Source organism: Clostridioides sp. ES-S-0010-02 (assembly GCA_020641055.1).
Lineage (GTDB): Bacteria > Bacillota > Clostridia > Peptostreptococcales > Peptostreptococcaceae > Clostridioides.
The window spans coordinates 1,953,248-1,978,379 of the sequence record CP067345.1 but is presented as its reverse complement, the minus strand read 5'-3'; the positions used below and the strand labels follow the sequence as shown (position 1 = coordinate 1,978,379).

The 25,132-nt window shown below is 26.6% G+C and carries 21 protein-coding genes; 6 read left to right on the top strand and 15 right to left on the bottom strand.

Annotation, left to right across the window (positions count from 1 at the left end):
- Window positions 1-27 precede the first annotated feature (27 nt).
- The 4 genes from rpsB to JJC01_08975 form a co-directional block, all read right to left on the bottom strand.
- A complete protein-coding gene (gene rpsB, locus JJC01_08990) occupies window positions 28-741 on the bottom strand; it encodes a 30S ribosomal protein S2 (protein UDN59977.1) in 714 nt (237 codons plus the stop codon).
- A 206-nt stretch (window positions 742-947) separates the two neighbouring features.
- Window positions 948-2,132: a D-alanyl-D-alanine carboxypeptidase gene (locus JJC01_08985; GenBank protein ID UDN59976.1), complete on the bottom strand. Its 1,185-nt coding sequence runs from the start codon at window positions 2,130-2,132 to the stop codon at window positions 948-950.
- A gap of 103 nt (window positions 2,133-2,235) precedes the next feature.
- Window positions 2,236-3,294 (bottom strand): potassium channel family protein, encoded by a 1,059-nt coding sequence (locus tag JJC01_08980; GenBank protein ID UDN59975.1) that lies wholly within the window; start codon window positions 3,292-3,294, stop codon window positions 2,236-2,238.
- 203 nt (window positions 3,295-3,497) lie between these two features.
- The gene (locus tag JJC01_08975; GenBank protein UDN59974.1) at window positions 3,498-4,145 is read right to left on the bottom strand and encodes a helix-turn-helix domain-containing protein; all 648 of its coding nucleotides are present in this window, start codon (window positions 4,143-4,145) and stop codon (window positions 3,498-3,500) included.
- Window positions 4,146-4,328: 183 nt separating this feature from the next.
- Between JJC01_08975 and JJC01_08970 the strand changes: the two genes are divergently transcribed.
- Window positions 4,329-4,952 carry a manganese efflux pump gene (locus JJC01_08970; protein ID UDN59973.1) on the top strand — a complete coding sequence of 208 codons (624 nt, stop codon included), beginning with the start codon at window positions 4,329-4,331 and terminating at the stop codon, window positions 4,950-4,952.
- Between the two features lie 138 nt (window positions 4,953-5,090).
- Here JJC01_08970 and JJC01_08965 read toward each other — a convergent pair whose 3' ends face one another.
- The 11 genes from JJC01_08965 to JJC01_08915 form a co-directional block, all read right to left on the bottom strand.
- The gene (locus JJC01_08965; protein ID UDN60151.1) at window positions 5,091-5,696 is read right to left on the bottom strand and encodes a response regulator transcription factor; all 606 of its coding nucleotides are present in this window, start codon (window positions 5,694-5,696) and stop codon (window positions 5,091-5,093) included.
- Entirely contained in the window at window positions 5,674-7,260 is a 1,587-nt protein-coding gene (locus JJC01_08960; protein UDN59972.1) for a hypothetical protein, read from the bottom strand. Before JJC01_08960 ends, JJC01_08965 begins: the two co-directional genes overlap by 23 nt.
- Before the next feature lie 112 nt (window positions 7,261-7,372).
- Window positions 7,373-9,352, bottom strand: a complete 1,980-nt coding sequence (locus JJC01_08955; protein ID UDN59971.1) for an FtsX-like permease family protein — start codon at window positions 9,350-9,352, stop codon at window positions 7,373-7,375.
- A 25-nt stretch (window positions 9,353-9,377) separates the two neighbouring features.
- A complete protein-coding gene (locus JJC01_08950; protein ID UDN59970.1) occupies window positions 9,378-10,127 on the bottom strand; it encodes an ABC transporter ATP-binding protein in 750 nt (249 codons plus the stop codon).
- Between the two features lie 151 nt (window positions 10,128-10,278).
- Entirely contained in the window at window positions 10,279-12,195 is a 1,917-nt protein-coding gene (locus JJC01_08945; protein ID UDN59969.1) for an endonuclease MutS2, read from the bottom strand.
- Window positions 12,196-12,702: 507 nt separating this feature from the next.
- Window positions 12,703-13,770: an RNA ligase RtcB family protein gene (locus tag JJC01_08940; GenBank protein ID UDN59968.1), complete on the bottom strand. Its 1,068-nt coding sequence runs from the start codon at window positions 13,768-13,770 to the stop codon at window positions 12,703-12,705.
- Between the two features lie 250 nt (window positions 13,771-14,020).
- Entirely contained in the window at window positions 14,021-15,010 is a 990-nt protein-coding gene (locus tag JJC01_08935; protein UDN59967.1) for a protein kinase, read from the bottom strand.
- A gap of 171 nt (window positions 15,011-15,181) precedes the next feature.
- Window positions 15,182-16,441: a VanW family protein gene (locus tag JJC01_08930; protein ID UDN59966.1), complete on the bottom strand. Its 1,260-nt coding sequence runs from the start codon at window positions 16,439-16,441 to the stop codon at window positions 15,182-15,184.
- Between the two features lie 251 nt (window positions 16,442-16,692).
- The gene (locus JJC01_08925) at window positions 16,693-17,322 is read right to left on the bottom strand and encodes an endonuclease/exonuclease/phosphatase family protein (protein ID UDN59965.1); all 630 of its coding nucleotides are present in this window, start codon (window positions 17,320-17,322) and stop codon (window positions 16,693-16,695) included.
- A 189-nt stretch (window positions 17,323-17,511) separates the two neighbouring features.
- Window positions 17,512-17,673 (bottom strand): hypothetical protein, encoded by a 162-nt coding sequence (locus JJC01_08920; protein ID UDN59964.1) that lies wholly within the window; start codon window positions 17,671-17,673, stop codon window positions 17,512-17,514.
- A 342-nt stretch (window positions 17,674-18,015) separates the two neighbouring features.
- Window positions 18,016-19,176 carry a DUF819 family protein gene (locus tag JJC01_08915; GenBank protein UDN59963.1) on the bottom strand — a complete coding sequence of 387 codons (1,161 nt, stop codon included), beginning with the start codon at window positions 19,174-19,176 and terminating at the stop codon, window positions 18,016-18,018.
- A gap of 480 nt (window positions 19,177-19,656) precedes the next feature.
- Here JJC01_08915 and JJC01_08910 point away from each other — a divergent pair, with 480 nt between their 5' ends.
- The 5 genes from JJC01_08910 to hydG all read left to right on the top strand — a co-directional run bounded on the left by JJC01_08910 (window position 19,657) and on the right by hydG (window position 25,049).
- Complete coding sequence (locus tag JJC01_08910) at window positions 19,657-20,697, top strand: M42 family metallopeptidase (GenBank protein ID UDN59962.1); 1,041 nt, start codon at window positions 19,657-19,659, stop codon at window positions 20,695-20,697.
- A 379-nt stretch (window positions 20,698-21,076) separates the two neighbouring features.
- Complete coding sequence (locus tag JJC01_08905; protein UDN59961.1) at window positions 21,077-21,328, top strand: iron-only hydrogenase system regulator; 252 nt, start codon at window positions 21,077-21,079, stop codon at window positions 21,326-21,328.
- A gap of 14 nt (window positions 21,329-21,342) precedes the next feature.
- Complete coding sequence (hydF, locus tag JJC01_08900) at window positions 21,343-22,551, top strand: [FeFe] hydrogenase H-cluster maturation GTPase HydF (protein ID UDN59960.1); 1,209 nt, start codon at window positions 21,343-21,345, stop codon at window positions 22,549-22,551.
- Window positions 22,552-22,586: 35 nt separating this feature from the next.
- Window positions 22,587-23,672 carry a [FeFe] hydrogenase H-cluster radical SAM maturase HydE gene (gene hydE, locus JJC01_08895; GenBank protein ID UDN59959.1) on the top strand — a complete coding sequence of 362 codons (1,086 nt, stop codon included), beginning with the start codon at window positions 22,587-22,589 and terminating at the stop codon, window positions 23,670-23,672.
- Window positions 23,673-25,049, top strand: coding sequence for a [FeFe] hydrogenase H-cluster radical SAM maturase HydG (gene hydG / locus JJC01_08890; protein UDN59958.1), 1,377 nt, complete (start codon window positions 23,673-23,675; stop codon window positions 25,047-25,049).
- The last annotated feature ends 83 nt before the right edge of the window (window positions 25,050-25,132 follow it).

Here is a 25,132-nt window from a genome sequence, read left to right as displayed (position 1 = left end):
GACCCTTACCATTTAATTGTCAAATTATTATTCTTGGTCTTCAGCTACTTCTTCTTCAGCACCTTGTCTACCTTCAATTACAGCTGTTGCCATAGCACCAGTTATTAATTTTACGGCTCTTATTGCATCATCATTTCCTGGTATAGCAAAGTCTAATTGTTCTGGGTCACAGTTTGTATCAACTATACCAACTACTGGTATACCTAATCTGTGAGCTTCTTGAATAGCTATGTTTTCTTTTCTTGGGTCAACTACGAACATTGCACCTGGTAATTCAGGCATGTCTTTTATTCCACCTAAGTACTTTTCTAGTTTTTCTTTTTCAGCTCTTAATTTTATAACTTCTTTTTTAGGAAGAACGTTAAATACGCCTTCTTCTTCCATTTTTTCTAATTCTCTTAATTTATTTATTCTAGTTTTTATAGTTTTGTGGTTTGTTAACATTCCACCTAACCATCTTTCATTAACAAAGTACATTCCACATCTTTCAGCTTCATCTTTTATCGCATCTTGAGCTTGTTTCTTAGTTCCTACGAATAAAATTGGCTTTCCTGTTTCAGCTACTTCTTTAGTGAACTTGTAAGCTTCTTCAACTTTTTTAACTGTTTTTTGTAAGTCGATTATATATATTCCATTTCTTTCTGTGAATATATACTTAGCCATTTTAGGGTTCCATCTTCTTGTTTGGTGACCGAAGTGAACACCTGCTTCTAATAATTGTTTCATTGATATTACTGACATATTTACCTCCTGGTTTTATACCTCCAGCTTGATCTTCTCCCTAAAAAACCATGTAATAGGCACCTTTTAAGGATCCCAATGCTGTGTGTGATTTATTTTATTTTTTCACCTCTAGTAGTATATCATAGAGGTGAAAAAATAACAATATTTTTTCCATATTTTCTATTTTTATATTTTTTTGTATATTTTATACCATTTTTTTGAATTTAATTTGCAAATTTCATTTTTAATTTTATTTTTAGTGGTACATTATCAACACTATTATCACTGACTATATCTACACTTCCAAGTAAATCACCTGAACTAGTGTAATATTTTATAGTACCCATAGTATCACCTTTTTTAACAGGATACTCCATATTTTTAATTTTTACTTCAGATTTTATATTTTCATCATTTTTTAATATTGTATAAAGTTCATTTTTGGCTTTTAAAGTAACCTCTAGTTCTTTCATTCCTTTTATATATTTCTTACCAATAAAGCTATCTTTATCAATTACTTTTTTCATATTAAAATTCTCTTTTCCATATTTTAACATAGCCAAAGAAGAGGATATTCTTTTATCTTTATGATTAGCACCTAATACAACGCCTATTACTCTACGTTTTTTCTCATTTTTCTCATTCTTATTAACAATCATAGAAAATGATAAACAATAGCCAGCATTCCCAGTGTACCCTGTTTTTATACCATCAACTTCAGGTATAATTCTCAATAATGCATTTGTATTGCTTTTTTCAAAGCTTCTATCTGAGTTCGTATAGGTTTCCATATCAGTTATAGCTGTTACTTGCTTTTCATAATGGTCAAACATGTATTTTCCAAGAATAGATATATCTCTTGCAGTAGATATATTTTCTTTTGCTGGTTTTTTGGGATTACTTAAATCATATATTGGAAGACCATTTGGATTTAAAAAATGAGTATTAGTCATTCCTATTTCTTTTGCTTTTTTGTTCATCCTATCTACAAATGCCTCTTTAGATTTGCAAATATGTTTTGCTATAGCAATTGCTGCATCATTTCCTGATACAATCATAAGACCTCTCATAAGTTCTATAAGTGGTACTTCTTCACCAACTTTTAGTTTATAGCTTGAACCTTTCACTGAAGCAATAGACTTGTCTATCTTTATTGTGTCAGTTTCTTTTACTTCTTTATTTTCAATAGCCTCTATTGCAAGTAAAAAAGTCATCATCTTACTTAAACTTGCTAAAGGTACCTTCATATCAGGCTCTTTACCATACAAGACTCTACCTGTTTCTTGGTCTATAAGTATAGATGTTTTTGAGTATTTGTCTACGGATTTTTCATCAGCATATGAATAATTTGGTATTATAAATGCTAGAATTAGAGTTAATGTTAAAATTTTTTTTATTCCGTTTTTCAATTTTTTCACCTTCTTGGATTATTAAGTATATTTATATTTAAATTTTCCCTCTTTAGTCCAATTTATATCTAGTAATTAATACCTATCCATATTTACACAGATATTATCTTATCATTCTCTTAATAATCACAGATGCCCAAATTGCTCCTATTGTAACTCCTAAAAATACTTCTATACCTGCTAAAGCTTTACCAATCAAACTTGTAGCAACCATATCTCCGTATCCTACTGTACTAAATGTAGCCATACTAAAATACCATAAATCTATATATGTTTTAAAAATCTCACTTGCTGAATAATTACCTAAGTTATTTATATTTAAAGTTATAAGTGTACTGTTTGAACTTTCTATACCTACGAATAGATATAATAAGGCAAAACTACTTATTATAGCTATAATCACAAATAATATATTCCATGGTTTTTCTCCATAACCTGTAGTATAGTGCGCTATTTGGTCAAAAAACTTTTCAACTAAATAACTGCTGAGAGTTGGATAGTCAGAACGTTTTATCATTTTGCTACTATAAATTCTTTCCTTATAATAGTAAGGACCTATCATCTCATAATCTCCAATTTTTGTAGCTTGATTTCTAGCTATTCTATAATTTATTTTTCCATGCTTGCATTCACTTTTTCCATACTCCACATTTTTAAGTATAAATTTTGTACACATACTAAAAATTATTCCATCCATTCTTGGAAAATTTTCTACTTTATTAACTACTAAATCAGGCCCTTTAAATTTTACTTTTTCAAATATCTTATCATTTATATATACCTTATTGAACTTTGTTTTATTAAAATCACAATTTTCTAAAAATACACAAGCATTAAAAGATACTTGACCCCTGAAATCTGTATAGTTAAAAATAACATTTTTTTTAAAAAGATATTTTCTAAAATTTGCTTCTTTTTTAAATATCGTTTCAGAAAAATTTAATAATTTATAGTCATAAGTTAATATTTCTTCTGCATTAAATTCATTTTCAAATATAAATCCATTAAATTCATTTATTTCTTCTTTATATATATTATCCATCATCAGTTTTATATCTTCACTAGACTTATTCTCTTTGTGAAAAATACAATATCCAGAAGAATCTGCTTCTCTATGACATTTTTTTCTTTCATCTATTTTAGATATCCATTTGCAATTCATAAATATCCTCCAGTACAAAAAAATTATCACTATTTTGTATTAGTTTGGATATTATTTTATTTTATATACTTAAATACATACAAAATATATATTAAATTGTTTATTTTAAAATTTTCAAGTTATTTCTCCTTAGATAAACATTAAAATTTATCTATACTCAGTATCTTTGCTTGTCATCTCCATAGAGTAGTACAATTACAAAACTACTTATCTTTTCTAAGTAGTTTTGTAATCATATTTAATGCTACTAAGTCATCCATAAATCCTATTGGAAATACAAAGTCTGGAATAACATCCGTTGATATAACAAAGTAAAGCAGCATACTTCCAGTCAATAAATATTTTTTTATTCCTAATTTTCCTGTACAAAATTCAGCATACATGTCCCTCAGTCTATCTGTAAATTGTCCTTGTTTTTCTATAGAATCTATTTTTTTACTAAAACTATCAAAAAGTAATTTTTTCCCTTCATCTGTTTGAACATATAATTCACATTTACTTAACTCTTTCTCAATATTTCCGTTGAAATTTTTATCATTAATTAAATTTGCAAATCCAAGTACATCATCAAAGTTACTAAAATCGCTATCTATATTAAAAATTTGTTTATTATTACTGTTTTTAAACTCATATCCTGATGCTTTTAATAACTCTTCTAAATTTACATTTAAGTGTATTGCAATCTTTTCTAGGTGATTTATATTCGGTTTTTGTTTATTATTTGCTATGCGAGATATAGTAGATTTATCAATTCCGCTTTTTTTACTCAACGCTCCCATTGATATTGATTTTTCTTTTAATAATGCCTTCAATAGATTACCAAAACTCTCAACCTCAATATGTTGCTCCATTATTTTCACCTGCTTTATTAGGTTTGATTTTATATTATATAATATGAATTTTTTGTTTTTTAGGTGTTACAAAATGTTGAAATTCTATCAACACTCTATTGGTTTATCTGTAACAATTTATCTCTTTTTACAATACTATAACTATATAAGTATAAAATTTAAGAGAAAGGATGTTAATCTACTGTGATTGAATCAATTTTATTAGTAACTTCTCTTTGTATAGATGCCTTTGTAACAAGTTTTGGATATGGCGTAAATAAAGTTAAAGTTCCTTTATATTCAAATATGATTATTAGTGTGGTTTCTTCAGCAATTTTGGCAATATCACTTTTTGCAGGTACAATAGCTAGAGACTTCTTACCTCAAAATATAACAATGTTGATATGCTTTTTAATTTTATTTTTATTAGGAAGTTCTCGATTAGTTGAGAGTTTCTTTAAATCTTATTTCAAGAAAAAATCCATACATTCAAAAGATTATAATTTTAATATGCTAGACCTTAAGTTAAATTTTAATGTTAGTGTTGAACCTGACACTTTAGATACAAATAAATCTAAAATCCTTAAATCTGCTGAAGCATTTACACTTGCACTTGCTTTAAGCTTAGATGGATTGGCTATTGGATTTGGAAGTGGTCTTGTAGGTGTAAATTATATACAAGTTATCTTATTTTCTCTAATTTCAAATATATTAGCAGTATCATTTGGTTGTTTACTAGGAAATGTATTTGTTAAAAATATAAATCTAAATTTATCTTGGTTAAGCGGTTTGATTTTACTAATTATTGGATTTATGAAAATATGTTAACAAAAAGGCTATCTTAAAATTTTATTTTAGATAGCCTTTTTATATATATTTTAAATGATAAAAATTTCTACTTAAATTTAATTATTATATTAGATGAAAATTTACAATCAAATACATTTACTGAACTACAAACTTCTCTTATTGCATATTGAGTTTAATATATCCAAGCTGAACTCCCTTTGTGACAGCTTCTAATGAAGAAGATACATTTAGTTTATCAAAAATGTTTTGGATATGATTAGATACTGTTCGCTCACTTAAGTATAATTGAGTTGCTATATCTTTTCTCTTAACTCCATTATATAGAAATTGCAATATTAATTTTTCTCTATGTGTTAGCTCTTCAATATATTTTATTTCATTGGGAAAATAATTATATCCATTTTGAATCTGATTTAATATTTCAATAAATTTATCTGGCTCAATATTTTTATTTATAAAGCCTTTTGCACCCATTTTTTGAGCTTCATACTTATATACAGGCAAATCATAACCCGTTAACATGACTATTTTTACTTTAGGTATTATTCTTATAATGTCTTTTGCTAGAGACAACCCATCATTATCAATTTTTCCTAAATTAATATCAATAAGAATTATATCTGGTTTTTCATTTTTAATTATTGAAATTACCTGGGAAATATCTTTAATATAAATAAATTTTTCTATTTCAGTATAATCTTCTAATGCAATTTCTAAGCTTTTTGCAAATAACACATGGTCATCTATTAATAAAATATTTATAATAATTCTCTCCTTCCATAGGAATTTTTACAACAATACTAAACCCAGAAGCTGTCTTATCAATATTAAAAACACCATTTAATCTGTGTAATTGTTCTTGAATAGAAGATAGCCCATTATTTTGATATCTTATTAAATCATATTCACTTTCCACTCCCACTCCGTTATCTAATACTGAAAGAATTATATCTTTATTTTTTTGAATTAGTGAAATTTCGATTTTAGAGCAATTTGAATGTTTAAAAGCATTTGTTACTAGCTCTTTTAATATACGGTATATAATAAAATTATATGGTTCAGCCAAAAATATATTATCTTCACATGTAAAACAAATTTCTATATTTTTAGATAAATAATTACCTCTAACCATAACAAACATATTTTCTATATTTTCTTTTAATGTAAGTGTTTTTAACAATATTGGATGATAATCCTGCATTTGATTGCGAATAGATAGATTTAATTTTTCTAATGTACTTACGATTATATATTTTACATCTGGATTTTCAGATTTTTTCATCATATTTTTAATTGACAGTAAATCTTGTAATACTTCATCATGTAGATAATTAGAAAAATCCTTTTTAAGCTCTTCCTCTTTATATATCTGCATTAGATTATTTATTAAGTTGCTTTCTTGCACACTAAATTTTTTTACTGAATTTTTATTATATATGATATCATCAATGTTTGTGTAAATTAAAATAAAGTAAAGTAGAGTAAACCAAAATATACAATGTATTATTATAAAATACGTAATTATATTAAGGTCTAATAGTTTTCCAATTCCAACGAAAAATACACTTATTAAAGAAATAAAAATCAATCTTTTCTTACCATTTAGCATAGTATTTTGTTTTATATAACCTTTATCTTTTATAGCAATATTATGGATACTAAATATGGCTAATGATATAATTAAATACATTCCTAGATTCTCAACATATTCCTGTTTTTTAGAAAAAACTATAGCATATACAAGGAATATAAACAATAAAATAGCTGAATATATAAAATTTCTTTTCTCACACTTTAAAACAAGTATCACAGTTTTTTTATATAAGACTATTAAGAATATAAAGCTTATCAAACTTATAATTATTTGTAATAAATAAAGTAGTGCAAACAGATGATTATCAATAAATTTTGAAACGACTGTCAAAGCACACATAAGTTTCAATATAAATTCTAAGCCTTTCTGGTAGTTGTATTTGTAATCTTGAAAGAAAAATACAAATAAAAATCTTACACTTTCAAAAACAATAATTGGACTTAGGAAAAAAATTAATTCAGAAGATGTTTTACTATTATCAAATAAAAATAAAAAATACCAAGAAAGCAAAACAAGCAAGTTTGTAAATTGTACGAGCACTCTATTTTGTTTCAAGTTAATTAATTCAATGTACATTATATCAACAACTATAATAGATACAAGTAAGAGAGTGAAAATGGAAATACTTTTAATATTTTTATTATTAAAAAATTCATAAATTAGAAATAATATTATCAATAATTGATTTATTAATATGAAAATCTTTCTTTTATTATAACTGACTTTGAACATATTAACTCCTTTCTGATAATTAATTATATGATAACATTACATAACTTGTAAATTAATTTATATACAAGATGCTTATCTTCTATTTTCCAAATATTTTATAAAATTTTTAATGCTATTTTTTAAGCACTATTTTATAACATGAATACTTTGTTAAAATGTAATATCCTATATATACTAGTGTAAATATGACACTTGCAAATACTATTGGAATTATTATAGGTGTATTATTTCCTAATATGTTATCTATTAAAGCAGATTTGTAAGCAATTAATCCAAATATACTATGTGCCATTCCTAATACATATGGTATCGAAAAAAACACTAAAATCTGATTCTTAATTATTTTCTTTATATTTTTTTGACTATATCCTATTTTACTCAATATATTAAAACTATTTCTATCATAAATGGCATTAGAAATACTGTGAAAATACAGCATACTTCCTGTAGCAATAAAAAATATAACAGAAAGAAAGCTAATCAATAAAAAAGTTGAACTACTCTCATGCACAATTTCAAATTTTCTTTGATAAGCACTTATAAAATATGGATTATTCTTTAATAAATTTTTAAGTTTTTCATAAATTTCTTTATTATCTCTCATATCTTTTCCATCAATACTTATAATAGAATTTCTTGATAGATTATTGTATCTAGATATTTCATTATATAGTTTATCCGACACTATTAATGTTCCAATACTATTTGAAAAACTAATTGGATTATCTAATGTAGTATCCTTTATAACCACATCTACCTTTTTATCTGAATATAAATCTAAGTTAAGGATTTTCCCTTTATCCACATTCTCTTCACTTGGTCTATATTTTACTAATACACTTTCATTATAATTCAGAGGTTTTAAATCAAATTTTTTCCCTTGTTGTTTAATTAATTCTATATAATCAGACTCTGATATACAGTCAAATCCAGAGATTCTTCCTTTGTCTTTGCCAATAGAATACTCAATCGGTAAATTTTTTGATGAAGAATTTACTTTTATAATATTTGTTTCTCTGTATTTAAGGTTTTCTATTAATTCATAATCTCTTACAGCATTAATAATTTTATCAACATTACTTTTTTCTTCTAACTTAAACTCAATAGCAGAAGGTACTATACGAGAAACTGCTACTACAGGATAATAAATTGATAAAACAGTTGACGCAAATATACATAATGTTCCTGCTGACAACAAAGTTAATAAAATTAATGTTTTTGCATTAGAACGTATGGAGTAAATAAACTTAGGAATTGTAATAATCTGTATTTCTCTATAAAAATGATTTTTTTTAGTTTTTAATATTCTAATAATATAAGGTAAAAATGAATTTATAAAAAAAACAGTTCCAACAACTACGCAAAGTAAGGTCAATATAGCAATTGGAGAAAAACCAATACTATACCAAACAGAATCCTTTCCTCTAGTCATATCAAAAGCTAGTACATATCCTAATACAAGCATAAAAATACCTATAAAAGCTATCAAAGGTCTTATTATAATCTGTTTTTCTTCGTTTCGTTCTATTTTGACTAAATTAAGAAGAGAATTTCTTCGAATCAATTTCCAATTTGAAAAATATAGTACAAGTAATATAACAATTAAAAATAATATACTAGAAATAACAGCATTTACATTGAAAAAAGGTATCTTTGAACTATCTACATTTAAATTTAATGAATGCACAATTACATGTATAATAAACTTATGTAATAATGAACCAGCTAAAACACCTATAATAAAAGCAATCATGCAAATAAATATATTTTCAATCATAACTAATTTTAATATACTTGATTTTCTATATCCCATCAAGGTGTATATGCCAAGCTCTCTCATTCTACGTCTTATAAAAAATCTATTTGAGTAAAGCATATAGAATAATACAAATGAAATTATAAAAATTGAAATAGTTTTTGTCATAGTTTCTACTCTTCCATCTGATGAAATTTTATTCATTATAATATCATTCACAGAAAAAGATACAAAACTAAAAAATATCATGAGTATAAAAGCTACAGAAAACAAATATAATGAATAAAACGAAAAGTTTTTCTTGAGATTCTTTTTAGCAATGTTATATATATTCATTTTTACTATCTCCTTTTAATGTATACTAATATATTTCTTCTAGTTTACTGGTCTTGCTAACTATAGCTTCAAAGAAATCTTTATGATTTTTTTCATTTTTTTGAAGTTCATCTATAATTTGACCATCCCTAAAAATCAAAATTCTACTACAAAAACTAGCTACATAAGCATCATGTGTTACCATCAATATAGTAGTTTTTAATTCTCGATTTACATCACTTAGTGTTTTTAGTAACTCATTTGCTGATACTGAGTCAAGTGCTCCAGTTGGCTCATCTGCAAGTATTATAGATGGTTTTTTTATAATAGCTCTTGCTGCAGCAACCCTTTGACATTGACCACCAGATAACTCATTTGGATACTTATACAAAGTTGAATCTATTCCAAAACGTTTTGTCAATAACTTGATAGAATCTTCGATTTCACTTGCTTGCATATGTTTTAAAGTAAGTGGTACAGCTATATTTTCAAAAACATTCAAACTATCAATCAAAAAGTATTCTTGAAATATAAATCCAATATTATCCTTTATAAAATCCGCAGTAGAGTTATTATTTAATTCTTTTAAATTTACACCATTAATTATTATCTCACCACTATTTACACTATCTATTGTAGATAATACATTTAGTAAAGTTGTTTTTCCAGAACCTGATGCTCCCATAATTCCAACAAATTCACCAGAATTTACCTCGAATGAAACATGATTCAAACTTGGTTTTTTATTTTTACTGTAAGTCTTTGTTACATCTTTTACAGATAATAGAACATCCATATTTATACCTCCTTTAATATTATTTCATCTATGTTTAAAGTATAAATTTTTACACACAAAAAAACATGAGTAAAATACGCAAAAATAATCGCATTTATTACTCATGTTTTGTAAAATAATTATTTACATTTTAAATAGTCATTTATGTTTTTTACATTTGTTTTCTATTTTCTCTAATTTCTCTTTGAATCTGTTTAAGAGCTTTTTTTGAACCTCTATGAATGTCTTTTTCTAATTTTCTATCTTTAAAACTAGTAAACAATGAATTTAAATCATATCCTTCTGGATATAACTCTTCTGCTTTTATACTAAGTTCTAATCTTTTTATATTTACTAAAACAAAATTGTCTTTAAATAATATTTCTACATTATTAAATTTGTCTCTAGGTTTATACACAACTCCAAAGTCATTTTCATCCAATAATTTTACTTTATCACCTGTATTATACTCTGTATAATTGGAAATAAATTCAACATTATCTTTATTTTCAGTATGGGATTTTAATTTACTTCTCTTAACTAAATCTAAATTGTAGTTTCTATCAGTTATATATTCTTTAGCTCTACTTAATACCTTATTTTTTATTCCCATCTTTTTAGAAATAAAAAGAGCATTACTATCTTCAGATTTTCCTATTGTTAATTTATATAATGGTTCTAAAGTTTCTTTATCAAACATCATACCTGCATTTTCAAATTCTGGATGCAAATTAGCAAACTTTTTTATTTCGCCATAATGAGTTGATGCTATTGTTATACATCCCATACTATAAAACTCTTCTAGCAATGATATTGCTAGTCCTGCTCCTTCATTGGGTTCAGTTCCACTACCTATCTCATCAAATAGAACAAGTGTAGAATTATTTGATGAGTCCATAATTTCTGCAATATTTTTTATGTGTGATGAAAAAGTACTTAGAGCATTTTCAATACTTTGATTATCTCCTATATCTACAAACACTTTTTCAAATACACTTAGTTCGCTGTCTTCTTTAGCAGAAATATCAAAACCACATTGAACCATCAAAGTTAATAGACCAACAGTCTTAAGAGTTACAGTTTTTCCACCTGCATTAGGTCCTGTTATTACAAGACTTCTATAACTTTTACCTATTTCAAAATCTAAAGGTACCACATCTCCTGTTAAAAGTGGGTGCTTACCTTTGATTATTTTTATATATCCATTGTTGTTTATTCTTGGAGTAATACCATTTATTTTTTGACTATATTTAGCTTTTGCAAATACCATATCATATTCAGAAAGTATTTCTATATTTAACTTTATCTGAGTTATTTTATCAAATATAAGCTCTGTTAAATAAGATAATATCTTATATTCTTCAATAGTCTCGTCAGCTTTTAACATAGTCAATTCTGTACTTAAATTTGACACACTTATTGGTTCAACGAATACAGTATTTCCTTTTGATGAAGTATCTAATATAGTACCATCAACTTCATTTTTATAAGAAGATTTAATTGGTATTACATATCTATCATTTCTTTTACTTATTATAAACTCTTGTATATACTTTTTGTTTATACTTGATGTTATAAACTTATTTAATCTATCTTTTATTTTTCCTTCTGTAACTTCTATATTTCTTCTTACCTTTTTTAATTCTTTACTGGCATTAGAATCAACTTTATTTGATTTTATGCAGTAGTTTATCTCTTCCTCTATGTTTTTGCATTCTGTTATATTTAAAGCATAAGAACTTAATGTAGGCGAATAAAATTCTTTGTCTAACATAAAAGCTTTCATCTTCCTACAACCTCTTAAAAAATCCTCTATATTTACAAGTTCAATAGGTTCTATTATCATTCCTTTTTCAATTTTATCTATTGTAGAACCTGCATTAAACAACCCTTCAAGTGGTATATGATTACTATTTTCAATTATTTTTCTAGCTTCTTTATTTTCTTTTAATTTCCTTCTTACTACTTCAATATTACCACTAGGAGTTAATTTGTCTATTAAATTTCTTCCAAGTGAACTTACACAATGTATTTTTATTAATTCTTTAACCTCATTTAGTTGTAGTCTTTCAATTGTATTACTATTCATTATTTTACTTTCTCCTTTATTTATAAGTCATGAATTTTAAATAACTATTTCACTTATTTTTATAATAATTATTTGTAATCGACTTAATAAATAAGGAATTATTGTTCATTAAACTCCTTATTTATTAAGAAGTCTAACCCCGGACTCACTAATGTTAGTATTCTTTTTCATAAAACACTGCTCCTTTTCTATTTTTACTTAACTATTTTAGTCACTTTAACATTATTTCATAAATTATATCCTAGTGTCAATATAAATAAATTTATTTATCTTTTAACATAATAAAACACCTATAATACTCACTATTAAAATAAAAATAATGTTTATTCTTTCATTTATACCCAACATTTCTTACAGAATGTAATTTTATAAAAATTACATATTATGAAGTTAAGCTTTTTAAATTATTAACCCTAACAAAAAACAAAAAAATAACTGATAGTATCAAAGCATTCTTAATATGCTTTAATAAAATCAGTTATTTATAATTTAATATAATTTTTAAAATTACCCTTTATAAGTAATTAGTGGTTTCATAGTTGCCACTACTTGAATAAGCTTATATTCTATCAAACTTTCAATAATTTGTTCTATATTTTTATATGCTTCTGGAGCCTCTTGAAATAACAAGTTTATATCATTACATAGAATATGACTTTTAAATTTTGTTTGTTTTATAGTATCTTTATTATACTTGTTTTTAAGACGAGATTTACAAATTGAACGAGACCATTTTCTACCAGCTCCATGTGATAGAGAATATAAAGACAGTTCTGTATTTTCAGTAGGCATAACTATATATGATAGACTTCCTCTTGAACCAGGTATAATTACAGCTCCTCTTTCACTTGAAACAGCACCTTTTCTATGTATGAATTTATCTTCCCTTTTTTCTATAAAATTATGATTTATAGACAATATTTTTTCAATATCTCTAGATATACCTATTGATTGCATGATTTTTTTACTAACAATTTCACGATTACGCTCTGACCAGATTAAAGCTTTATCATGATTTATCATATAATCTCTTTCTTTTTCACTTCCAACTTCAATACCATTTTTATTATAAAATTTTTTAAGTATGGTTTCTCCGTAATTTCTTGACCCACAATGAACTAACATCATTATGTCATCAGATGAAAATCTTAATAGTTCAAATTTTTCTTTATTGTGAATTTTATTTACACATTGAAATTCTATAAAATGATTTCCACTTCCAATAGTCCCCAAATTTGATATTGGGCATTCCTCTTCATATGGATTTATTATTTTTATATCAGATAAATCTTTAATTTCATAAAGACGTTTAATCCATCTATCTTTTTTAAATTTCTTTTTGGAAATTCCAGTTTTAAATAAAGTCATGCCACAACCTATATCATTTCCAATTATATGTGGATAGATAATATCTTTGGTTTCAACTGCTAGGCCCACAGGTATTTTACCTGCATGTAAATCAGGCAATCCTACTATTCTTAAAACTCCATTCAATTTTAAAATATCTTCAAGTTGTTTCTTTGCTATATCTTCAATCCAACACTTGTTACTTGCTATTATTTTTATTTCACTCATACTTTGCTCCTTTTTAATATACTCCTGCCTTTAAAAAGTAGCAAAAAGCTGTGACTTTTAGCCACAGCTTTTTTATTTTAAACTACAAAAGCAGGTGGCTATTTGTTAAAATACTCTTAAACGTTTAACACCTCATTATTTTTTGCTAACATAATAACCACTTCCTCTCATAATTAAAACAATACTAAAATTTTAATCTATATGTATATTATTTATAGACATTTATTTTAAAATGTACAATATATAATTTTTATATTATAGAACCTATAATAATCATTGAAATCATAACTATAGCTAAGCCAGCAACAACAATTTTTTTATGTAATTTTCTTCTCACTTTACTTTTATCTTCTTTTCTAACCTGAACAATTTTTTTTGGTTCTTCTTCTAATTTATCTTCAACCTCTATATATGCTTTTTCATACATTACCTTACTAAGGTCAACAATAATATCATTAGCTCTAGTATATTTATTATTTCTACCAAGCAGTCTTTTTATAACATTTATAAGTTCTATGTTGCCATTAATTGCTCTTATACTATTCCAATCTAGCCCTTTATCAATCAATTGTAACATTTTTTCTTCTGAATTTGCTTCTCCAAAAGGTAATTTCTTAAATATAGACTCAAATAAAATAAGACCTGTTGCGAAAAAATCACTCTCTCTATCAGTATAGTTTATACATAGTTGATGTGGACATAAATATCTTCTATTTCCATAGCTTCTTGTATTAACCCCATTATTTGCTTTTGTAATTCCAAAATCACAAATTTTAATATTATATTCTGTATTCACCATTATACTACTTGACTTTAAACTGCCATGATATGAATAATTTCTATGTATCATTTCTAAAGCTTTTAAAACTTGTATCATTATATTTATAATTGCTTCTAGATGAAGATAATTACCTAGAATTAATTCATCTAGGCCAATACCATCAAAGTCTTCACTTACAATATAATATAATGTTGTTTCTTCTGTGCAATGAATCCCAACATCAATTATTTTTAGTATGTAAGGAGAGTTTATTTCATCTAAAGCAGTACTTTCATCAATTAAATTTGATACAAAATCTTCACAAATATAGTTATTGTGTTTTATAACTTTTATTAACACATTTTTTCTGTAAAAAACATCCCTAGCTTTATAGATTTTGTTAATTTCTAAAACGTCATCAGAATTTACTACCTCATACCTATTGCCTATAAAATTCAACCCTGTCACCTCCTCATACATTTTATATAACTAAATCTATTTATAATTATACCAATATATAGGAATATTTTCTATATATTAATGATTCTAATATCAAAACGACAATTAGTAAGTCTACTCTTATACAAAAAACAAGAGAGTTATCAACTCTCTTGTTTTTTGTATCAATTCAATATTAAGCTAAAAAATAATCTATTTTTTCAATTCTTTATAAGAACTATTTGATATATGTTCTCTTTTTATGACTTTTCCATTTGAGTCTTTATACACCCTATATGTAGAATATTTATCTTTTCCAGTGTTTTTTACTTCTATAGATATATTTGGTTTATCACCAGAATTGCCATATACTATAGATGATACACTTCCTCCACCTGCATAATTTTTAATATATACAGGATGGTTATATGGATTTTTAAATTTTAAATTTAATCCTCCATCACTTACCGTAGCATCTCTACCTCTTGGTACATAAGTAGATGCAGATGAGTGGTTTGTAACTTGTGTTATTTCCATACCTGAAAGAAGAGCTGCATTATAAACTGTTGAAGATGTTTGACAAACACCTCCACCTGCTGATTGCTCTAATTTTCCATAAACTATAACTGGTGCATCTTTGTAACCATTAGCTTTATTGCTAGGCCCTGTAAGCTTATTATATGAAAATTCTTCACCTGGCATTAGTAAAACATCACTAGTTTTTCTTGCTGACAATGCCACATTATATGCTCTACCTGATACAGATTGAGAATATGTTGTTGAATATTGACCTATAACAGAATTCACAGATTTTACTTGTTCTGTCGTTATATCTGGTTTTTGAAGGTTTACTTTTAGTTCTAAAGGCTTATGCTCTTTATTTTTTATCATGTTGTATATAGATTCTTTATTTGATGCCAAGTCAAATTCTCTACCTATAACAGACTCTGTGTAATTTAATCCACCACTTCCAACACTAACTGAAGCATTTTTCATTTTAACGTTGATGCTATCTGCTACTGAAGATACTTGAGCACTAAGTTTTGCCTCATCATATCCAGATTCTATTTTCAGGGATAGCTTATTTATTCTTATATCAATATACTTCTTTAAGTTTTGAAAGTAAGAACCTTTTTTTGTACTCTCATAAGCATTTTTTACAACTTCTTCTGTGTTATATTTTAAATCAATATCATTTGGAGATATTTTATAATCTTTTCCATCATAAGTAAGATTCAGGTCTTCTGGAGTATACTTATCTGTTACAGCTTTTAATGCTTCTTCTTTGCTCATATCGGATACATTTATATCTTCTATATATACATTTTTAGCTATTTTCCCATTATATAGAAATTTGTTGTTAAAAAAATAAGTAGACACACCAATCGCTACAGCTAAAACTGCTAACACTATTATAAAATTTCGTTTTTTTTCTTTTCCTAATTTTGAAACCCTTGTTGTACTTCTGCTCATAAATTCACCTCATTTTAACACTAACTTAATTTATCTTAATTTTGCTTATTAAAGTTTCCCTTTCAAAACTACTTTAGATTATATTTGAATAGCTTTTTTTAAACAAGGCATTTAAGCAAATGTAACTTTATTGTAAATTTATGTCTTATAATTAGATTTCTTTTTGACACTTTTTAATTATATTTTTTTAATTATACCTTAATAAAAAATTTACTCTTTATTTACGAATATTGATTAAGTTACATTAAAAATCAAATATATCCTATTACTGGATAATGGTCTGATAAATAAATCTTCTCTACTATATATCCTTTTAGTTCAGTTTTTCTATCAACAAAAATATAATCTATCCTAGAATTTGACTTTTCAAAGGTTGCAAACTGAGATTTATTTAGACAAACAGCCATATCACTAAACATATCTAAAGAGATATTTTTTTCATTGAAATCACCACATAAAACAACAGCTCCTACTAATCTATTTCTATAGTCTATTATTTCATCCAGTTGCTTTGCTCTCTCTTCTCTATCTAAACCTAAGTGAACATTTATAATATTTATAATTCTTCCATAATCATCTACAGTTATACAAAGTGCTCCTCGCTGTTCTTTTTTACTAGTTAAAAAAAAATGATTATTGTTTAATATTTTTAATTTTGTAAATGTACAAATTCCATATAGCATATTTACCTTTTTTACATTTGTAGCAAATACACCATCCATATTTAAAACAGCCTTTAAAGCTAAAAATTGAGGGTATAGTACTTCCTGCAAACAAACTACATCACAATTTAAGTTCTTTAAATATATTCCCATTTTAGATAATGTCAATTTATTATTTGAATCCATACCTTTATGAATATTGTAGGTTACTATTTTCATTAATATCACCTCTTATGCAGTATTATGCCCTTGAGATTTAAACTCATTTATTTTTTAGTTTATAAAACACTGTACTGCTTTCTAAAACTCAAGTAATCACAGATTTTATCACAAAAAACCTAACTTAAGTATTTATATTCTACATAAGTTAGGTTTTACAAAATTTTATAGTATTTATTTTATGCATTTTTAATGATGATTCTCCTTTTTTATTTTTTTCAATTTGCCTTCACTTACAACAAATAAAAATCCCATCTTTTTATATATTTCATCTAATTCAATTAAAGTCACTTCACCATTTTTTAAATTTGTTAATGTTATATCCTGTATTTTTCTTGATGGAATTATCATAAGTTATCAACACTCCTTTAAATTCTTTTTATCTTTATATTTAAATATATTTATGCATTGTGATATATATTCATAAATTATTAAAATAATTTCAAAAAACATTCGTTCTGCAAACATTCGTTCTATATATTTATTATACATCATACAAACGTTCGATTCAATATAAAAATTAAATATATATCGTTATTGGTAATTTTTACAATATTATTCACTAAATATGTCAAAACAACTTTTTAAAACGACTTATTTTGCCAAATAAAAAAAGTTATTTCGATAAAAGCTTATGCTTAAATTGAAATAACTTTTTTGATATGAATTATTTAGCTTTATACTATAGTTTCATTAAGCTAACATATGTAATATTTGAGTAACTATAAGAGCACAATAAGTTCCTATAACATTTCCTAAAAGCCCCATAAGTACACCTACTGGAATTAATACTGGATTATGAACCCCAGCAATCATTGGTGCTGTAGTTACACCACCTATATTAGCTATACTTCCTACCTCACAAGTAAATAAGTCTAATTTAAATAGTTTTGCAAGTCCTATAAATGAAATGGCATGTACAAGAACTACTACTAATCCAAACATTATGTAAACAGGAGCCTCTGATAGTCCAAAGAAATTTGCTTTACTTCCTGTTGCTGCAAGAAGCAAGTACATAAACACATTTCCTACTAATGTACTTCCTTTAAGTTTTGATATCTTAGTCATACCTAACAGTATTGATACTGTAGAGGCAACAAGCACTACCCACATAGTCTCATTAAGTATGCCTGAAGTTGGAAGTATCTTAGATACAATCTGTGCAAATGCTGCAACTCCAAATCCAACAGATAATAAAGTCATAAGTTCCACAAACGTAGGTGCTGTATTATCTTTATTTTCTTTCTCAAGCTTTGCTGTAACCTCATCTATAAAACTTGTATCACATTTTGTCCATTTGTTAAATTTAGGTCCAAATTTTACAGACATTAGACAAACAGACATCCATACTGTATATCCTATAGAACCCATAAGTATTGCATAACTAAGCCCTTCTTCTGCAACACCTAAAGCATTAGCTGCTGCAATCATATTTGATGAACCACCTATCCATGACCCAGATGCTGCACCAAGAACTTTCCATGAATCTGCACCCATTGAACCTTTAAAAATTATAAAGGCTATAACAAACCCAAACATAAATGTCAATGTAGCACAGAAAAATGATAATAACATTTTAGGGCCCATTTTTAATATTTTTCTTAAATCACATTGAATTAATAAGAATACTAACATTAATGGTAGAAAATTTACGGTTATTATATTCTGATAGATACCAACTTCTTCATTTTGTGCAAATAAACCAAATGATGCAAGTATAGCAGCTCCTAAATAGATTAAAAGCATTGGATTAATAACATCGAATATCTTCCATTTTAATTTATCAACCATGTAAAAAATGCCACCTACAAATACAACTAAAAAACTACAAAATACGAATCCGTTTTCAATCACATTATACACACCCTCTCTTTTTCTAAGTAATCCAGATTTTTTATAATTCCTAATAAATTTTTTCCAAATAATGAAAATAATTAAAATAAACTTTTTTTTATATTTAGCTAATTAAATACATATATAACCAACTATTTACACATATTAATAAAGGTTTACAGATTAATTACTTTAAAAACGAATAGTCTGAATTTAAAATCTTTTTCAAAAATTATTTTATTACTAAAATCTTTATTTGTAAAGAGAATTAAACTAAATATTTTATTTATTTGTTTTTATTTGTTTATTTGTTTTTTATTTATTTTTATTATTTATACAATAAAACTATTTTCAACTTAAACCCATATAATATAAATTAATTTTACCTTATATATTATTTTTTTTAATAGATTTAGAAATTTTTCTTTCAAATACAGTTTTCAGAACATTCGTATTTATGTTATAATTTGTATGAATATACATTTTTTAGGAGGAAATAATATGAATTTAAATTTAACTAATACTATAAATTTGATGAAGAAGTATCTTGATATACCAAGTCCAGCTGGATATACTGAAAATGCAGTTTTAGAAAGCAAAAAGGATTTTGAAACTTTAGGTCTTAATACTACTCTTACAAAAAAAGGTGCTCTTATAGCTACTCTTCCTGGTGAAGATGATTCAAATCAAATAACAATATCTGCACACATGGATACACTTGGTGCTATGGTAAAAGAAATATCACCAGATGGTACTCTTAAATACCATAAAGTCGGTGGTGGTTGTTGGGCCGCTATAGAAGGTGAAAATTGCACTGTTATAACTAGAAAAGGTAAAAAAATTAGAGGAAGTGTTGTGTTTAAATACGCTTCTACTCATATATATGGACAGACAAAAGCTGCATCTGAAAGAAATGAAGAAACAATGATTATTAGACTTGATGAAAAAGTATTTAATAAACAGGATATTTTGGATTTGGGAATAAATGTTGGAGATTTTGTATGTCTAGACCATCGTTTTGAAACTACAGAATCTGGTTTTATAAAATCTAGATATATAGATAACAAAGCAGCTGTAGCAATGGTTCTTGAAATAGCTAGATACTTTAAGGAAAACAACTTAATACCTAAGCATACTACTAACTTTTATATAAGTAATTATGAGGAAATTGGACATGGTGTCTCTAAAGCTTTACCTGAAAAAACTAGAGAATTTGTAGCAATAGATATAGCACCTACTGGACCAAGTCAAACATCTAGTGAACATGGTGTAACTATAGTTGCAAAAGATAACTTATCTCTATATGATTTTAGTTTAAGAAATAAACTTGTAGATGTTGCAGAAGATAATAATTTAGATTATGCTGTCGATGTATTTACTTTTTATGGTTCAGATGCTTCAGAGGCTATTCGTTGGGGAGAAGATGTTCAAATAGCTTGTGTTGGCCCTGGAACAAATAATAGCCACCACTACGAAAGAACTCATATAGAAGCAATTGAAAATACTCTAAAACTTCTTATAAACTACATGCTAAAAAAATAATTAACTATATATTTTATTAAAGTCATTTCTTTGTAAATAACCAATTTTTATTTTTATTTTTATACAAAAATTGGTTTTTCTATAGACTTAATCTCGATTTACTACTATTATATAAGTAACTTCAATTTTCTTTAGTTAATTTTTATATGATTCACACAAATTGTATAAAAATTTTCTTTAGCTAATTGTTGTTAAAATAAATTTTACAAGCTAACCCTACCAGAAAAGAGTTATCTAATCTGTAAGGAAATAGTTTAATATAGCACATTATAATTGTGTAATTAATAACTTTTCTTTTGTAGAAACTTTTCTTTAAAAAGAAAAGTTTTTTGATTTTGGATTTGTTTAAGAACATATTTTCTGAGTTAGGAGGATATTTATGAAAAAGGTTGCGGTTATAAGTGCTATTTTGGAAGAACCAAAAGAATGTCAGCTTAAATTTAATGAAGTTGTATCAACTTTTAAAGGTATTATTAAAGGTAGAATGGGAATTCCTTGTGAAGAAGAAGGTGTCTCAATTGTATGTATAGCAGTTGTTGGCGAAATGGATATTATCAATAGTTTGACTGGTAAATTGGGAAATATACCTCATGTATCTGTAAAAACTAGTATATCAAAAAAAGAAATTTAAGGTGGTGAGTACAAATGAGTCTAAATTCTACTCCACAATCAATAAGAGTACATATAGGTCTCTTTGGTAAAAGAAATGCAGGTAAATCTAGCGTAATAAACGCTATAACAAATCAAAGTACTGCAATAGTATCAGATATTGCTGGAACTACTACAGACCCAGTATTTAGACCAATGGAAATCCTTCCTATAGGACCTTGTGTTCTTATAGATACTGCTGGTCTTGACGATGTTGGTGAACTTGGTGAGCTTAGAATAAGCAAATCATTAGATATTTTAGAAAAGACAGACATAGCTTTACTAGTAGTGGATTGCCAAATTGGTGTGTCAAAAGAAGATTTATCACTAATTGAAAAGTTTAATGATAAAAATATACCTCACATTTTAGTACTTAACAAGATTGATACAATTAAAAATCAATCTGAAATTTTAAACTTAACTAAAAATAAAGTTAAATGTCCAGTTGTTTCTGTCTCATCAACAGATAAAATTGGAATTGAAGATTTAAAAAATGAAATAATAAAGGTTTTGCCTAAAGACAGTAATGAGTTTAAATTGGTATCAGATTTAATTGAGCCAAATGATTTAGTTGTCTTAGTTGTTCCAATAGATAAGGCAGCTCCAAAAGGTAGGCTTATACTTCCTCAACAGCAAGTTATAAGAGATATTTTGGATATTGGAGCAATTTCTATAGTTACAAAAGAAGATAGCTTAAAAGAAACTCTATCTAATTTAGGTAAAAAACCTAAGCTTGTTATTACTGACTCTCAAGTATTTCCACAAGTGGATAAAGATACTCCAAAAGATATTCCTCTTACATCTTTTTCTATATTGTTCGCTAGACAAAAAGGAGACCTTAAAGAATTAATTGATGGTGCCTATGCTTTAGAAAATTTAAAAGATGGTGACAAGGTCTTGATGGCTGAAGGTTGCACTCATCACAGACAAACTGATGATATTGGAACAGTTAAAATCCCTAATATGATTAGAAAGAAAACTGGTAAAAATATTACTTTTGAATTTAGTTCTGGAGTATCTTTCACTGAAGATATAACTAAATATGCACTTGTAGTTCACTGTGGAGCTTGTATGATGAATAGAGCTGGAATGTTATCTAGAATAGAAAAGGCAAAATCTTTCAATGTACCTATCGTAAACTATGGTATTTTAATAGCATATACAAAAGGTATTTTGGAAAGATCCCTTGAACTTTTCAATTACTAAAAATTTAAATATATTTAATAAATACATACTTAGATATGACTAAAAATAAGATTAAATACTTTATAGATAAACTTTACAGCATTAATTCACTAAGCTTTGATGAACTACTATACTTAATAGAGAATATCGACAATGAAGAATATAACTTTGAACAAAATTTGAGAAACTATCTTTACAAGCAAGCTAGCGATATGAGAAATAAACACTATGGAAATAGGGTCTACTTAAGAGGGCTTATAGAACTTACAAACTACTGCAAAAACAATTGTTACTACTGTGGTATACAATCTTCTAATAAAAATATTACAAGATATCGACTTTCAACGGATGAAATACTTGAATGTTGTGATATAGGTTATAAGATAGGATACAGAACTTTTGTTTTACAAGGTGGTGAAGACACATATTTTACTGATGATAAGATATGTGAGATTGTTTCAAGTATCAAAAATAAATATGAGGATTGTGCTATAACATTATCATTAGGAGAAAAAAGCTATGACTCCTATAAAAAATACTTTTTAAGTGGTGCAGATAGATATCTTTTAAGACATGAAACTGCTACAGACAGCCATTACAAAAAATTACATCCGCCAAACATTGAACTTAGAACTAGAAAAGAATGCCTTAAAAACCTCAAGGAAATTGGTTATCAAGTAGGTGCTGGATTTATGGTTGAGTCACCATTCCAAAGCAATGAGGACCTTGTTCGTGACTTATTATACCTAAAAGAGTTAAATCCTCATATGGTTGGTATAGGACCTTTTATCCCACATCATGATACAATCTTTAAAGATTATAAACATGGTGATTTAGAAAAAACACTACTTATGCTTTCAATTACAAGACTTCTACTTCCAAAAGTCTTATTACCTGCTACAACAGCTCTTGCATCTATAAACCCTAGTGGTAGAAATGCAGGTCTTTTAGCTGGTTGTAATGTAATTATGCCAAACCTTTCTCCTCAAGAATTTAGAAAACAATATTCTCTTTATGATAACAAAGCCTTTACTGGTCAAGAAGCTTGTGAATATCACCAGAGTTTAGAGGAAAATATCAAGTCACTAGGACTTAAAGTTGACTACTCTCGTGGTGATAATATTGAATGGAGGCGTTTGTAAATGTTCATAAAACATGAACTTATTAATTCTTTGTTAGAGGATGCAAAAAATTCAACTTCTGATGATATTGAAAAAGTACTTGATAAGGCTGATAGAAGAGAAAAACTTAGTTATAAAGATATAGCTACACTTCTTGAAGTAGAAGATAAAAAACAACTTGATAGATTATTTAGTATAGCTGGGCAAATAAAAAATGAAATATATGGTAATAGAGTGGTTTTATTTGCCCCTCTTTATGTATCAAACTACTGTGTAAATGAATGTGTTTACTGTGGTTTCAATACATGTAATAAATTTAAAAGAAAAAAACTTACTATGGACGAAATAAGAGAAGAAGTTAAAATACTTGAAAAAATGGGTCATAAAAGACTTGCTTTAGAAGCTGGTGAAGACCCTAAAAATTGTGATATAAATTATATACTAGACTGCTTAGATGCAATTTATTCAACATATAATGAAAATGGAAACATAAGAAGGGTAAACGTTAACATAGCAGCTACTAGTGTAGAAGAATATAAACTACTAAAAGAAAAGGGAATAGGAACTTATATACTATTTCAAGAAACTTACCATAAACCAACATTTATAAAGATGCATGGTCAGTCTATAAAAAATGACTACTACTACCATTTAACAGCTTTTGATAGAGCCATGGAAGCTGGAGTTGATGATGTTGGTGCAGGAGTTTTGTTTGGTCTCGCTGACCCTAAATTTGAAGTTTTAGGACTTATGATGCATAATGAACACCTAGAAGAAAAATTTGGTGTAGGATTCCATACTATATCTTTCCCTAGATTAAAAAAGGCTGAGGGTATGAGTTTAGAAAATTTCCCTCATTTAGTTTCTGATGATATGTTCAAAAAAATTGTAGCTATAACTAGATTGGCAGTTCCTTTTACTGGAATTATAATGTCTACTAGGGAAACTGCTGAAATGAGAAACGAATTACTAAAATATGGTGTATCACAAGTTAGTGCAGGTTCTCTAACAGGTGTTGGTGGATATAAAGCATATGAAGATGGTGACAATACAGAGCAATTTGAGGTTGGAGACCACAGAAGCCCTGTAGAAGTCCTTAAGGAATTAATCACTGATGGATATATCCCTAGTTACTGTACAGCCTGTTATCGAAAAGGTAGAACTGGAGATAGATTTATGAGTTTGGCTAAGAGTCGTCAAATTCACAATGTCTGCACACCAAATGCACTTACTACATTGAATGAATTTTTAATTGATTATGGTGACGAAGAACTTAAATCTATGGGTAAAAAACTTATTACTGAAGAAATATCTAAGATAGAAAGAGAAGACATAAGAAACATCGTATCTAACAATATGACTGCCTTAGAACGTGGGGAAAGAGATTTATACTTATAAAATTTTATTCGTTGTATATTATTATTGTATATTCTATAGGTTAGTAGTAATATTATCTAAAGGGAAAGTTTAAGGGAGGGAGA

What these genes read in the sequence shown, in the direction of transcription:
- rpsB (UDN59977.1), bottom strand. Translation starts at nt 741, where the DNA reads ATGTCAGTAATATCAATGAAACAATTATTAGAAGCAGGTGTTCACTTC.
- JJC01_08980 (UDN59975.1), bottom strand. Translation starts at nt 3,294, where the DNA reads ATGAATTGCAAATGGATATCTAAAATAGATGAAAGAAAAAAATGTCAT.
- JJC01_08975 (UDN59974.1), bottom strand. Translation starts at nt 4,145, where the DNA reads ATGGAGCAACATATTGAGGTTGAGAGTTTTGGTAATCTATTGAAGGCA.
- JJC01_08960 (UDN59972.1), bottom strand. Translation starts at nt 7,260, where the DNA reads ATGTTCAAAGTCAGTTATAATAAAAGAAAGATTTTCATATTAATAAAT.
- JJC01_08955 (UDN59971.1), bottom strand. Translation starts at nt 9,352, where the DNA reads ATGAATATATATAACATTGCTAAAAAGAATCTCAAGAAAAACTTTTCG.
- JJC01_08950 (UDN59970.1), bottom strand. Translation starts at nt 10,127, where the DNA reads ATGGATGTTCTATTATCTGTAAAAGATGTAACAAAGACTTACAGTAAA.
- JJC01_08945 (UDN59969.1), bottom strand. Translation starts at nt 12,195, where the DNA reads ATGAATAGTAATACAATTGAAAGACTACAACTAAATGAGGTTAAAGAA.
- JJC01_08940 (UDN59968.1), bottom strand. Translation starts at nt 13,770, where the DNA reads ATGAGTGAAATAAAAATAATAGCAAGTAACAAGTGTTGGATTGAAGAT.
- JJC01_08935 (UDN59967.1), bottom strand. Translation starts at nt 15,010, where the DNA reads ATGTATGAGGAGGTGACAGGGTTGAATTTTATAGGCAATAGGTATGAG.
- JJC01_08930 (UDN59966.1), bottom strand. Translation starts at nt 16,441, where the DNA reads ATGAGCAGAAGTACAACAAGGGTTTCAAAATTAGGAAAAGAAAAAAAA.
- JJC01_08925 (UDN59965.1), bottom strand. Translation starts at nt 17,322, where the DNA reads ATGAAAATAGTAACCTACAATATTCATAAAGGTATGGATTCAAATAAT.
- JJC01_08920 (UDN59964.1), bottom strand. Translation starts at nt 17,673, where the DNA reads ATGATAATTCCATCAAGAAAAATACAGGATATAACATTAACAAATTTA.
- JJC01_08910 (UDN59962.1), top strand. Translation starts at nt 19,657, where the DNA reads ATGAATTTAAATTTAACTAATACTATAAATTTGATGAAGAAGTATCTT.
- JJC01_08905 (UDN59961.1), top strand. Translation starts at nt 21,077, where the DNA reads ATGAAAAAGGTTGCGGTTATAAGTGCTATTTTGGAAGAACCAAAAGAA.
- hydF (UDN59960.1), top strand. Translation starts at nt 21,343, where the DNA reads ATGAGTCTAAATTCTACTCCACAATCAATAAGAGTACATATAGGTCTC.
- hydE (UDN59959.1), top strand. Translation starts at nt 22,587, where the DNA reads ATGACTAAAAATAAGATTAAATACTTTATAGATAAACTTTACAGCATT.
- hydG (UDN59958.1), top strand. Translation starts at nt 23,673, where the DNA reads ATGTTCATAAAACATGAACTTATTAATTCTTTGTTAGAGGATGCAAAA.